This is a genomic window from Kocuria rhizosphaericola, from assembly GCF_044462205.1.
Lineage (GTDB): Bacteria > Actinomycetota > Actinomycetes > Actinomycetales > Micrococcaceae > Kocuria > Kocuria rhizosphaericola.
This window is the reverse complement of the sequence record NZ_JBISWK010000068.1, coordinates 1-11,685: the sequence shown is the minus strand read 5'-3', so window position 1 is coordinate 11,685 and position 11,685 is coordinate 1. Positions and strand designations below refer to the sequence as shown.

The window sequence follows — 11,685 nt, the reverse complement described above, 5'->3', positions numbered from 1 at the left end:
GGGGACTATCGCAGTAACGGTGTAAGAGGCCCAATCGCCCCGAATGGGGTTGGAGGGTCGACATGAGCGAGAACATCGAGACACTGGTGGACGTGAGCCCACCGACACCCGGCGAGCAGCCGGAAGAGACACCGGAGCTGTCTGCGGCGGAGCAGGAAACCGTCCGGGAGCTGGTCCGCCAGGCTAGAGCGAACGGGGCGGCGTTGACCGGTCCGGGAGGGTTGCTGAAGCAGCTGACCAAGATGGTCGTCGAGGCCGCCTTGGACGAGGAGATGAACGAACACCTCGGCTACGAGCACGGCGAGCCCGGGGGCCGCAACCGCGGCAACTCGCGCAACGGGCGACGGTCCAAGACGGTCATCACCGACAACGCCGGCCCCGTGGAGATCGAGGTCCCCCGCGACCGGGAAGCCAGCTTCGAGCCGGTGATCGTCAAGAAGCGCCAGCGGCGGCTGTCGGACCTGGACCAGGTCGTTCTCTCGCTCTCGGCCAAGGGCCTGACCACCGGGGAAATCAGCGCCCACCTGGGCGAGGTCTACGGCGCGGAGGTCTCCAAGGACACCGTCACGAGGATCACCGACCGCGTCATCGAGGAGATGACCGCCTGGTGGGCCCGGCCCCTGGAGCAGGTCTACGCGGCGGTGTTCATCGACGCGATCATGGTGAAGGTCCGCGACGGGCAGGTCCGCAACCGGCCCGTGTACGCCGCGATCGGGGTGGACCTGGCCGGGCACAAGGACATCCTTGGGATGTGGGCCGGGGACGGCGACGGGGAGAGCGCGAAGTTCTGGTACGCGGTCCTGAACGACCTGAAGTCCCGCGGGGTCAAGGACGTGTTCTTCGTGGTCTGCGACGGGCTCAAGGGCCTGCCCGACAGCGTCAACGCGGTCTTCCCGGCCGCGATCGTCCAAACGTGCATCATCCACCTGATCCGCGGCACGTTCCGCTACGCCTCGCGGAAGTACTGGGACGAGCTCGCCAAGGACCTGAAGCCCGTCTACACCGCCCCGACCGCTGCCGCCGCGGAGGCCGCCCTGGAGGAGGTGGAGGACAAGTGGGGCGCCCGGTACCCGGCGATCAGCCGGCTGTGGCGCGGGGCGTGGACGGAGTTCGTGCCCTTCCTGGATTACGACGTGGAGATCCGCCGGGTCATCTGTTCGACCAACGCGATCGAGTCCCTCAACGCCCGGTTCCGTCGGGCCGTGCGGGCCCGGGGGCACTTCCCCAACGAGCAGTCGGCGATGAAGACGCTGTACCTGGTCGTGCGGAGTCTGGACCCCAAGGGCACCGGGCAGACACGATGGATCACACGCTGGAAGCCGGCGCTGAACGCCTTTGCCATCACCTTCGCCGACCGGATGCCGGCGTCGGAGAACCACTAACCATGGAAACGCCTCTTACACCGTTAGAGCGACAGTCCCCACGGGAGTTCTCGCATCTGCTTCGATTCTTGTCCGCGAAGTTGTCGAGATTTTTGAGATCAGTGGACGTCCGGAACCTTCGTGGGACTATCGCAGCATCAGTGGCAAGGGGGTCGATGTCTCAGCGGAGATAGACCCGGGTGGGGTCCACTTCCTCGCGTAGGAGAGACAGTTCGACGTCGGAAGGGTGGGGCACGACGGTCAGCTGGTCGCTGACTTTCAGGTCCCAACCGGTGGCGGCGACGACGTCGGCGGGGTCGACGCCGGGGTACACGCCGGTGAGGACGAGTTCTTCGCCGGGGGCTGTGCGGCTGAGTACGCCGAGTTCGGTGATGACCTTGGTGACGCCCAGGCCTCGGGGGACGAAGCCGGCGGCGAGGGCTCGGTCGGGTCCGGGGGAGGTGCAGAAGTCGAGTTCTGCGACCAGGGAGCGGGCTTCGTGGCGGCGCATGACCACGTAGACCTCTTTGGAGTTGGCCATGACTTCGGCCGCTCCGCCGGAGCCGGGGAGGCGGACTGTGGGGTGGGTCCAGTCGCCGATGACGGAGCTGTTGAGGTTGCCCCACTTGTCGATCTGGGCCGCACCGAGGAAGCCGACGTCGATGTGTCCGCGCTGCAGGACGTAGTTGAACAGGGCGGTCATGTCGAGCACGGCCTCGGCGCCGGTGATGAGCACGGAGTCGGCGACCGTCTCGGGCAGGCTGGCGGGGTGGGCTCCGCACACTCCGGACTCGTAGATGATCTCGATGTCCGGGGCGCAGGTGAGGTGGGCCAGGGACACGGCGACGGTGGGCAGGCCGATGCCGGCGAAGACGGTGCGGGCCTGGGCGAGCTCGCGGGAGGCGACGACGGCCAGCAGCTCGGAGGGGGAGATCTGGGTGGCGGGGGTGGTGTCGGTCATGACTTCCTGCTTCCGTAGTTGACCGGGAGGGAGGGGACGTAGGGGGAGGCGAGCTGGTCCCAGAACTGGGGGCCTTGCTTGGTCACGTAGTCGCTGTGGTCGGTGAGCTCGTGGATCCACTCGTCGAGCCAGCGCTGGAGGGTCTGGGGGTCCTTGCTGATGTCGTTCCACTGTCGGTAGAAGGCGCCGTCGCGGTCGTAGTAGCCCTGGACGAAGGAGGGGTGGGCGCCCTTGGGGACCTCGACGACGGCGTCCACCACGTGGCTGGGTAGCAGGGTGCGGTTGGGGTCGGAGGTGATGACCTCCTCCTCGACGATTTCTTCGACGGTGACGATGACCTTCTCGGCGGAGTAGGCCACTTCCTGCTGGATGCCGGTCAGGCCCCAGATCTGCACGTTGCCCTTCGCGTCGGCGCGCTGGGCGTGGACGATCGCGACGTCGGCGTTGATCGGCGGCACGACGTAGATCTTCTGGCCGTCGTAGGGGGACTCGATCACGCGGATCTCGTCGTTGATCTTCGGCAGGTCCGAGCCGGCGTAGGAGAGCAGGGGGTAGAACGGCAGTCCGGAGGCGCCGGCGAGGTAGCGGGCGATCATGCCGCCGTGGCTGTACTCGCGGTAGCGCAGCGGCCGCGGGCCCTTGCCTTCGATGCGACGGCGCAGCTCGTGCAGGGAGCCCACGGAGCTGTTGCCGATGAAGGAGGAGACCAGCTCGTCCACGCAGTCACCGGCGATCAGCTGGTCGACGACGATGTCGGCGGTCATCCGGTAGACGGTGAGGTTGCGCTTCTGCTGCCGGATGATCTCGTGCGCGGCGGCGTAGGGGATGATGTGGGTGAATCCTTCGAGGGAGACCGAGCAGCCGTCGTGCACGAACGCGGCGATGGCCTCGGACAGGGTCATGAGTTTGGAATGGGTCATGGGATGGCCTTTCTGGAGGATCTGTCTTCCATGGTGGTCCGGGGGCGGCCGGGGGATCCAATACGCAGTCGGTATCGGGGGGATACCCGGTGCGCGGAGGGAGAGGGGCATCGATGGAGTTGCGGCTGCTGCAGTCCTTTCTGGTGCTCTCCCATGAGCTGCATTTCGGCCGGGCGGCCGCCCGGTTGCACATCGCCCAGCCCCCGCTGACCAAGCAGATCCATCAGCTCGAGAAGCAGCTGGGGGTGCAGCTGTTCGAACGCCATCCCCGGGGGGTGCGGCTGACCCCGGCCGGTGAGGCCTTGGTGCCCGAGGCGGAGCAGATCCTGACCGCGGTGGATCGGGCCGTGCACACGGTCCGTCACGCCGAGCACGGTGGTGCCGGGCGCCTGGTCCTGGGCTATTCCGGGGCTACGGGCACGGCCCTGGTCCCGGGGTTGTTGCGTTCGGTCATCACGGCCCAACCCGGGGTGGATGTGGACGTCAAGCGGTACGGGAGTTCCTCGCTGGTGGCCGACGCGGTCCTCGATGGGGAGGTGGACCTGGGGCAAGTGATGCTGCCCTTCGAGCACCCTGACCTGGGTACACGAGCCGTGGCCCAGCATCAGCCGCTGCTGGTGGTGGCCAAGGATCACCCTCTGGCCGACCGGCCCAGGGTGCGCGTGGAAGAGCTGGAATCGATGGACTTCGTCACCCCGCGCCGCTACAGCGGGTCGGCGCTGCTGCAGCTGCTCCAGGAGGTGTGTGCCACCGCCGGCTTCACTCCCCGAGTAGTGAAGGAGACCCCGGACACCTACACCACCCTCATGCTGGTGGGCGCCGGTGTGGGCATTTCGATCGTGATCACCGGCATCGACGTGCTGTCCTCCGAGGTGCGCTACGTGGCCTTCGAACAGGACGATCTGCCGAGCCTGGAATCTGCGGTGGCCTGGCGGAAGAAAAACCCCTCCCGGCGACTGGACCACGCCGTGACCGCCATGACCTCTGGAACCTCGTAACCGTTGGTACGTGTCGCGGAGGAACACCGGCTGGGACGCTCTCGTGTTCCCTGGCGGGTGCCCATCGAGCACCTCGCCCGGCTCAGGGGGTGGGGCCGGTGGGGCGTTCCTCGCTCTTGAGGGTGGTCCCGACCGTCCACAGCTCTGGGTCGACCTCGTTGACCAGCACCCGCACCGAGGACAGCGGGGCGTCGAGGGTGCGGGAGACCGTCTTGGCGACCTCGCGCAGGCAGTCCTGGACCATGGCGCGGTCGCGGCCGGCGACCATGTTGATGGTGACGATGGGCATGGTATGTCCGTTCTGTAAGCTCCGCCGGAGCCGACGGAGTGGGTCGTGGGTGTGGGTCATAGTGCAGGCCTGTGCCTGTGCCTGGCCGGTCCGACCGGCGTCGGTGAAGGACCACGCCGATGGTCTTGGCGGCTGCCATCACCGCAGGGGGGGGGGAAGCCAGGGCCTGTTCCGGTGTTGCCGGCAACGGGGCGGGATGTGGCCTCAGCCCGCGGGCGTGGCCGGGGGACGGGTGGTGGACTGGCGCGGGATGAGGGTGGGGGTGACCACCCGGCGTGGCTCGCCGAGGGCGCCGGTGCGCTGCTGGGTGAGCAGTTCCACGGCGTTGGCGGCGATCTGGTCGAAGGGCACCCGCACGGTGGTCAGGGCCACCGGCAGCCGGGCCGAGACGGGGATGTCGTTGTAGCCCACCACCGACAGGTCCTCGGGCACCGACAGCCCGGCGGCCTGGGCGGCGGCCAGCACCCCGATGGCGGTGTTGTCGTTGACGGCGAAGATCGCGGTGGGCCGGTCCGGGCCGGCCAGGACGGTCCGGGCGACGGTCTCCCCGGAGTCCATCCCGAAGGTCGACTCGTGGATGAGGTGGTCGACCTTGGTCAGGCCGGCCTCGGTCATGGCGCGGCGGTAGCCGGCCTGCCGGGCCACGGCGGTGGAGGCATAGGAGGGCCCGGCGACCAGGGCGATGTTGCGGTGGCCCAGATCCAGCAGGTGGCGGGTGGCCAGGTAGCCGCCGAGCTCGTCGTCGCCGGTGGCCGAGGGGCTGATGTGATCGGTGCGCAGGGCCAGCACGTGCGGCACCCCCTGTGCCCGCAGCTGGGCCGCGACGGGGTCCTCCTGGCGGGCGGTGGTGAGGATCAGTCCGTCCACGCGCTGGCGCAACAGGGTCTCCACGGTGGCTTTCTCGGCCTCGGGGCGGTCCTCGGTGGTGGCGACCATGGCGAAGCCGGCCTGGCGGGCACAGGCCCGGGCGACCTCTTCGAAGAACATCGCCATCACCGTGTCGGACAGCCGCGGCACTAGGACCCCGACGGTGCCGGTGTGCTGGCGGCGCAACCCGGAGGCGTAGGCATCAGCCCGGTAGCCCAGCTCGGCCGCGGCGGCCCGAACACGTTCGGCCGAAGGAGACTTCGAGGGCGGACGGCGGTCGTCGAGCACCCTCGAGACCGTGGAGATGCTCACCCCGGCGACCCGAGCCACGTCACGGATCGTCACGGTGCGCGGGGCCGCCTGCTCAGTCATGCCCGTCCTGATCCATGGCTCGGACGATACCAAAGCCCTTGGCCGGACAGGCTCCGAGGGGGGTGCGATCGGTGCGGACCCATGAGCTGGGTCACAGAAAGTTTCGGCGGAGGTGTTGACAGGTGTCATGAGTCACATCATAGTTGAAAACGTTCCCGCAAACGTTCCCAACACAGGAGGAACCCAAAATGTCTCTCGATCTCCGCGGCCTCACTCCCGCCCCCGTCACCCCGTTCACCGCCGACATGGAGGTCGACCACGACGCCGTGGCGAACCTGACCCGCTGGCTGGCCTCCGTGCCCGGCGTGAAGGGCCTGGTCTGCCTGGGCCACGCCGGGGAGGGCACCTACCTCACCGCCGAGGAGCAGGTCGAGGTCATCCGCACCATGGTCGACGCCGCCGGCGACGTCCCGATCATCGCCGGCATCACCGGGGAGGGCGACAAGGTCGCCGGCCTCGAGGCCGCCCGTGCCGCCGAGGCCGGGGCCAAGGCCGGTTTGGTCTACCCCTCCCACGGCTGGCTGCGCTTCGGCTACCAGGACGGCGCCCCGCAGGAGCGCTACCGGATCATCCACGAGGAGTCCGACCTGCCGCTGATCCTCTTCCAGTACCCCGATGCCACCAAGGCCACCTACAGCCTGAAGACCCAGCTCGAGATCGCCGCCCAGCCCGGAGTGTTCGCCACCAAGAACGGGGTGCGCAACATGCGCCGCTGGGACACCGAGATCCCCGTGCTGCGCCAGGAGAACCCGGAGCTGCAGATCCTCACCTGCCACGACGAGTACCTGCTGCACACCATGTTCGACGTCGACGGCGCCCTGGTCGGCTACGGCGGACTGGCCCCGGAGCCGCTGATTGAGCTCATCGCCGCGGGCAAGGCCAAGGACTACGCCGCCGCCCGGGCGCTGCACGACAAGCTGCTGCCGGTCACCAAGGCCGTCTACCACCGCGGCTCCCACATGGAGGGCACCGTGGCGCTGAAGATGGGTCTGGTCGAGCGCGGGGTGCTGCCCAACGCCGTGGTCCGCCCGCCGCTGCTGCCCCTGGCCGAAGGCGCGCGCGAGGAGATCTCCTCCGCCCTGACCTCCGCCGGTCTCATCGGTGACAACGCCCAGTACACGACCACCCAGGCCTTCCAGGCCACCGGCGTGGTGTGATCGAACCAGGACGGTGGAGAACGACGATGACTAATTCGACTGCTCGATCCAAGAAGTCCGCCCACCACGCCACCGGCTCGGTGGCCGGCACCGGGGAGACCATGCCCGACACCGGAGACCGCGCACCGCGCACCCGCCGATCACGGCTGCTGGGCGCCCTGGCCCTGATGGGCCCGGGGTTCATCGTCGGGGCCTGGCAGTTCGGCCCGGGCAACCTGACCTCGGCAGTCCAGGCCGGCAGCCTCCACAGCTACGACCTGATCTGGGTCATCGCCGTCTCCACCATCCTGATGCTGGGTTTCACCGACATGAGCGTGCGGATCGCCATCGCCTCCGACCGCTCCCTGATCCAGATGATCAAGAAGCACCTCGGAAAGGTCACCGGCCTGGCCGCCGGCATCGGAGTCTTCCTGATCACCTTGATGTTCTCCGTGGGCAACGCGGTCGGATCCGGACTCGGACTGTCCTTCCTCTTCGGCGGCTCCCCGACGGTGTGGACCCTGGTCTGCACCGCGGTGGTGGCCGGAGTGGTCTGGGCACCGAACTACTACAAGATTTTCGAGCGCGGCCTGCTGGCGCTCATCGCCCTGATGTCCGTCGGGTTCGCCCTCTCGGCGGTGCTCACGAAGCCCGACTGGGTCGAGGTCGCCGACGGGTTCGTTCCCTCCCTGCCCGCCGAGGCCGGTCTGCTGGTCGTGGCCCTGGTCGGCACCAACTTCTCCATCAACGCCGCCTTCTACACCGGCTACGCCTCGAGGGAGCGCGGACTGCGCGCCGACCAGTACAAGGCCACCACCCTGGCCGACACCATCCCCGGCATCGTCGCCCCGGGCGTCATGACCATCCTGGTCATCGTGGCCGCCGCCACGGCCCTGCAGGCTACCGGCGGCACCGCCGCCACCCTGGCGGACCTCGGCAAGGTCCTGGAGCCGGTGGCCGGGCCCATCGGCGCGACCGTCTTCGCCCTGGGCTTCACCGGCGCGGCGTTCTCCTCCATGATCGCCAACGCCACCGCCGGCGGCACCCTGCTCTCGGACGCCGTCGGGTGGGGCAACAAGCTGGACCGGCACCGGGTGAAGGCCATGATCTGCGTGGTGCTGGCCTTCGGGGTGGCAGTCACGCTCATCTCCCAGGGCGCCCCGATCCAGCTCATCATCACCGCCCAGGCCCTGACCGTGATCGTCGCTCCGCTGCTGGGCATCCTGCTGCTGATCATGGCCACCCGTCGCGAGGTCATGGGGATCCACGTCAACCGCTGGTGGCAGACGGTCCTGGGCCTGCTCGGGCTGGCCGCGATCCTGGCCACCTGCTACCGCCTCCTGACCGCACTGATCGGCTGACCTGCACCTCCAGTCCGCACGAACGCAGAGGGCGGGAACCACACCAGTGGTTCCCGCCCTCTGCCATCGACTCCGCACCGCTGGGGACGACCGCCGTGCAAGGCCGCGGTGTCGCACGGTTCGCCATGATGATCTTGTTCCACCCGGGGTGACCCGGCCAACCGGACCCGAACCGCGAGAAGGTGCACACAATGAGTGGTGTCGAGCTCGTCATCATCGCCGTGGTCATCGTCGCGGCGGCCTGTCTGCAGGGGGCGATCGGCTTCGGACTGGGCATGCTTGCGGCCCCGGCGATCGCCCTGGTCGATCCCTCCCTGCTGCCGGGATCCATCGTGCTGCTCGCCGCCGGCCTCACCGTGCTCGGCGTGCTCCGAGACCGCACGGCCATCGATCTGCGCGGCGCAGGGTGGGCCCTGCTCGGGAGAGTCCCGGGCACGGTCATCGGTGCTGCCCTGGTGGCCCTTCTGCCTGCCCGCGGTTTGGCGTTGACGCTGGCCGGCACGGTGCTGGCGGGTGTCCTGCTGAGTGTCTGCGGGTGGCGCCCCGCGCCCCGTCCGGTCACCGTCGCCGTCGCCGGGGCAGCATCCGGAGCGCTCGGGACCGCCACAGCCATCGGGGGCCCGCCCATGGCACTGGTGTGGCACGGCTCCTCCACCGCACAGCTGCGCGGCACCATGAGCGCGTTCTTCCTCGTAGGAGCTCTCATGTCCCTGGTCGGTCTCGCCGCGGTCGGGGCCCTGGATCAGCGCATCCTGCAGCTCGCCGCGATCCTCACCCCGGCGATGGTCCTGGGGTTCGCCCTGTCCGGGCTGGTCAACAAGCACCTGGACCAGCAACGAGTACGCCGCGTGGCACTGTCAGCCTCCACACTGGGGGCGGCTCTGGTGCTGTGGCAGTCCCTGTAGGGCCCGGAACGTTCACTGCTCCACCCCGAACATCTCGGTCACCGGCAGGGACCTGTGGTGCACGCTCCCACCAGGCCACGGACGGACACCGATACCGCCCGGCCCCCGAAGGTCATCAGCGAACGGGGTGAAAGTACGACTTTTCAGTGATTGTTCTCAAAAACCGGGGCGTCGGCGTCGAGCAGGAACAGGTCCCACCCACTCCCATTGTGGCCGAGCCGAGCGGCCATGCTCCGGTCGGCGTTCCTCCACTGCAAGGCCTCACCGACGGCCTCCACCTGGTACCCGCACTGATCGGCGATCCACACCGACTCCTCCACGGCGCGGGCACGACTGACGGACCACCGCCCACGATTCACTTCAGCCAGGGACGCCAAAGCCACTCCGGACACCACGACCAGCAGCCCCGACAGCGCCGGCAGGCCAGGAAAGGTGAAGACCAGGGCCGCGCAGATCACCGCGGCGAACATGATCGCCACCGGGTGGTTCCACCACCCCGGGGCAGGGGTGCCCGGGGTGCCCGCCACATCGGCGAAGACCCGGACCGACGGGGAGTCCGTTCGGCTCCGACCGTAGTTGTTCAAAGACTGCTTCACACTCAACGGAGCTCCTCCGGGCACGGGCCAATAGGGGTAACGAACAACAGGGAGAACGGCGACGCTTCTCATGCGGAGCCAGCCGCACCGGCACGGGCACGAGGGGGCGTCCTGGACCCAACAGTTGAGTCAGTGGCGGGGGCGGGGAATCCGTCAAGCGCCACCACACCGACAGCACGTGGTTTCTCCTTCAACTTGTCTACCACCACGGTGAAGAGTGGCGCCTCCAAAATCGCTATCTGATTGGTCACACCCCTACCGAGGTTTCAGGAAGGGACGAACCTACCCAGGCGACAAGATGGCCAGTGCCAGGCTGCGGGGCCTGTCTCCAGGGCCGCACTGAGGCAGTCCCGGATCTCCGCCTTGGGATGATCGAGCAATTGCCGGTGGTTCATGGCCGGCGGAGGCAGGAACGGCTCGGCCCTCCTGCTTTACATATGGCCGGCTACCGGACACTGCCCCGGGAACGACGTTGCTGTAGGGGTTCCTATGCGGGCATCGTCGGGGTAGCGTCCCGCTGATTGGTGGAGTTTCTCGACACCGTGCGGGTCAGCTGGTCGTAGTCTAAGCGGCGTCGATGACTGGGGCACCCACCTCCTGGATCTGCTCGGTCATCATGGTCAGCTCGGCCATGGAGGCCTGCGAGAGATAGCGCCGGTCACCGGCCTCCCATTCGTCGTGCTGCTCGATCAGCACGGCCCCGGCCAGGCGCAACAGGGCAGCGGAATTGGGGAAGATCCCGGCCACGTCGGTACGGCGCTTGATCTCCTTGTTCACCCGCTCGATCGGGTTGGTGGACCAGACCTTGCGCCAGTGGGCGACGGGGAAGGCAGTGAAGGCCAGTACGTCCTCGCGGGCGTCTTCCAGCAGCGCTGCGGCCGGCGGATGGGAGCGGACCAGCATCCGGGTGACCTCGGCGAACTGGGTGGCCACGTGGGCGGAGTCGGGCTGGGCGAAAACGGTGCGCACCAAGGAGGCCACCATCTCCTGCTGGCCCTTGGGCACCACGGCCAGCAGGTTGCGCATGAAGTGCACCCGGCACCGTTGCCAGCACGCGCCCTGGAAGACGGTGCCGATGGCGCGCTTGAGTCCGGCGTGGGCATCGGAGATCACCAGGGCCACCCCGCCCAGTCCTCGGGTCTTCAGCGATCGGAGGAACATCGTCCAGAACCCCTCGTTCTCGCTGTCACCGACCTCGAAGCCCAGTACCTCCCGCCGCCCGTCGGCGGCCACCCCGATGGCCAGCACCAGCGCCTGGGAGAGAACCCGCCCGCCGACCCTGGCCTTGCAGTAGGTCGCGTCCAGGAACACGTACGGGTAGCCGGTGGCGTCCAGGGCCCGGTCGCGGAACACCGCGATGTCAGCGTCGAGCTCGCTGCAGATGCGTGAGACCTCGGACTTCGAGATGCCGGTCTCAGCCCCGAGCGCCTTGACCAGATCGTCGACCTTGCGCGTCGACACCCCGTGCAGGTAGGCCTCCATGACCACGGCGAACAGCGCTCGGTCCACCCGCCGGCGGCGCTCGAGTAGGGAGGGGAAGAACGAGCCCTGTCGTAGCTTCGGGATCCGCAGCGCCAGGTCACCGGCGGTGGTGGTGATTGTCTTGGGCCGTGAGCCGTTGCGCTGGGCAGAGCGGGTATCGCTGCGCTGGAACGGTTCGGCGCCGATGACCGCGGTGGCCTCGGCCTCGACGAGTTCTTGGTAGAGCCGCTCGGTAGCGGTGCGGATCCGGTCCGAGACGTCGGTTAGCTGGAGTTCCCCCAGCAGGTCAAGCAGGGCAGACTGGTTGAAGGCCATCGTGCGTAGTGTCCTCTCGTGAGTTACTTGGTCGTACTCACTGACCTTCGCACGATGGCTCTTCACGTCACCGGAGCAACGCTTCAAGCTCGGACAACTACACCAAACCGCGGGACGCTACC

Annotated in this window: 11 protein-coding genes; 5 read left to right on the top strand and 6 right to left on the bottom strand. The window is 68.2% G+C overall.

The annotated features are described in order from the left end of the window. Nucleotides 1–62 precede the first annotated feature (62 nt). Nucleotides 63–1,382, top strand: coding sequence for an IS256 family transposase (locus ACH9D2_RS06970; RefSeq protein ID WP_396362115.1), 1,320 nt, complete (start codon nucleotides 63–65; stop codon nucleotides 1,380–1,382). Nucleotides 1,383–1,542: 160 nt separating this feature from the next. On the opposite strand, the gene ACH9D2_RS06965 is transcribed toward ACH9D2_RS06970, so the two are convergent. After that, nucleotides 1,543–2,322 (bottom strand): CoA-transferase, encoded by a 780-nt coding sequence (locus ACH9D2_RS06965; protein ID WP_396362114.1) that lies wholly within the window; start codon nucleotides 2,320–2,322, stop codon nucleotides 1,543–1,545. After that, nucleotides 2,319–3,242: a CoA-transferase gene (locus ACH9D2_RS06960; RefSeq protein WP_396362113.1), complete on the bottom strand. Its 924-nt coding sequence runs from the start codon at nucleotides 3,240–3,242 to the stop codon at nucleotides 2,319–2,321. Before ACH9D2_RS06960 ends, ACH9D2_RS06965 begins: the two co-directional genes overlap by 4 nt. Before the next feature lie 119 nt (nucleotides 3,243–3,361). On the opposite strand from ACH9D2_RS06960, the gene ACH9D2_RS06955 reads away from it, so the two are divergent. Continuing rightward, complete coding sequence (locus ACH9D2_RS06955) at nucleotides 3,362–4,240, top strand: LysR substrate-binding domain-containing protein (RefSeq protein WP_396362112.1); 879 nt, start codon at nucleotides 3,362–3,364, stop codon at nucleotides 4,238–4,240. Nucleotides 4,241–4,322: 82 nt separating this feature from the next. Here the strand turns inward: ACH9D2_RS06955 and ACH9D2_RS06950 are convergent, their stop codons facing one another. Continuing rightward, nucleotides 4,323–4,529, bottom strand: coding sequence for a tautomerase family protein (locus ACH9D2_RS06950; protein ID WP_396362111.1), 207 nt, complete (start codon nucleotides 4,527–4,529; stop codon nucleotides 4,323–4,325). 204 nt (nucleotides 4,530–4,733) lie between these two features. After that, entirely contained in the window at nucleotides 4,734–5,768 is a 1,035-nt protein-coding gene (locus tag ACH9D2_RS06945) for a substrate-binding domain-containing protein (RefSeq protein ID WP_396362110.1), read from the bottom strand. 188 nt (nucleotides 5,769–5,956) lie between these two features. Here ACH9D2_RS06945 and ACH9D2_RS06940 point away from each other — a divergent pair, with 188 nt between their 5' ends. The 3 genes from ACH9D2_RS06940 to ACH9D2_RS06930 all read left to right on the top strand — a co-directional run bounded on the left by ACH9D2_RS06940 (nucleotide 5,957) and on the right by ACH9D2_RS06930 (nucleotide 9,170). After that, on the top strand, nucleotides 5,957–6,925 hold the full coding sequence (locus ACH9D2_RS06940) for a dihydrodipicolinate synthase family protein (protein WP_396362109.1): 969 nt from the start codon (nucleotides 5,957–5,959) through the stop codon (nucleotides 6,923–6,925). A gap of 26 nt (nucleotides 6,926–6,951) precedes the next feature. After that, the gene (locus ACH9D2_RS06935; RefSeq protein ID WP_396362108.1) at nucleotides 6,952–8,265 is read left to right on the top strand and encodes an Nramp family divalent metal transporter; all 1,314 of its coding nucleotides are present in this window, start codon (nucleotides 6,952–6,954) and stop codon (nucleotides 8,263–8,265) included. Nucleotides 8,266–8,456: 191 nt separating this feature from the next. Next, nucleotides 8,457–9,170, top strand: coding sequence for a TSUP family transporter (locus ACH9D2_RS06930; protein WP_396362107.1), 714 nt, complete (start codon nucleotides 8,457–8,459; stop codon nucleotides 9,168–9,170). A 143-nt stretch (nucleotides 9,171–9,313) separates the two neighbouring features. Here the strand turns inward: ACH9D2_RS06930 and ACH9D2_RS06925 are convergent, their stop codons facing one another. Next, complete coding sequence (locus tag ACH9D2_RS06925) at nucleotides 9,314–9,649, bottom strand: hypothetical protein (RefSeq protein ID WP_396362106.1); 336 nt, start codon at nucleotides 9,647–9,649, stop codon at nucleotides 9,314–9,316. A 681-nt stretch (nucleotides 9,650–10,330) separates the two neighbouring features. Then, nucleotides 10,331–11,563: an IS256 family transposase gene (locus ACH9D2_RS06920; protein WP_396362105.1), complete on the bottom strand. Its 1,233-nt coding sequence runs from the start codon at nucleotides 11,561–11,563 to the stop codon at nucleotides 10,331–10,333. Nucleotides 11,564–11,685: the final 122 nt, after the last annotated feature.

Coding starts and splice junctions, on each gene's coding strand:
- ACH9D2_RS06970 (WP_396362115.1), top strand. CDS start 63: ATGAGCGAGAACATCGAGACACTGGTGGACGTGAGCCCACCGACACCC.
- ACH9D2_RS06965 (WP_396362114.1), bottom strand. CDS start 2,322: ATGACCGACACCACCCCCGCCACCCAGATCTCCCCCTCCGAGCTGCTG.
- ACH9D2_RS06960 (WP_396362113.1), bottom strand. CDS start 3,242: ATGACCCATTCCAAACTCATGACCCTGTCCGAGGCCATCGCCGCGTTC.
- ACH9D2_RS06950 (WP_396362111.1), bottom strand. CDS start 4,529: ATGCCCATCGTCACCATCAACATGGTCGCCGGCCGCGACCGCGCCATG.
- ACH9D2_RS06945 (WP_396362110.1), bottom strand. CDS start 5,768: ATGACTGAGCAGGCGGCCCCGCGCACCGTGACGATCCGTGACGTGGCT.
- ACH9D2_RS06940 (WP_396362109.1), top strand. CDS start 5,957: ATGTCTCTCGATCTCCGCGGCCTCACTCCCGCCCCCGTCACCCCGTTC.
- ACH9D2_RS06935 (WP_396362108.1), top strand. CDS start 6,952: ATGACTAATTCGACTGCTCGATCCAAGAAGTCCGCCCACCACGCCACC.
- ACH9D2_RS06930 (WP_396362107.1), top strand. CDS start 8,457: ATGAGTGGTGTCGAGCTCGTCATCATCGCCGTGGTCATCGTCGCGGCG.
- ACH9D2_RS06920 (WP_396362105.1), bottom strand. CDS start 11,563: ATGGCCTTCAACCAGTCTGCCCTGCTTGACCTGCTGGGGGAACTCCAG.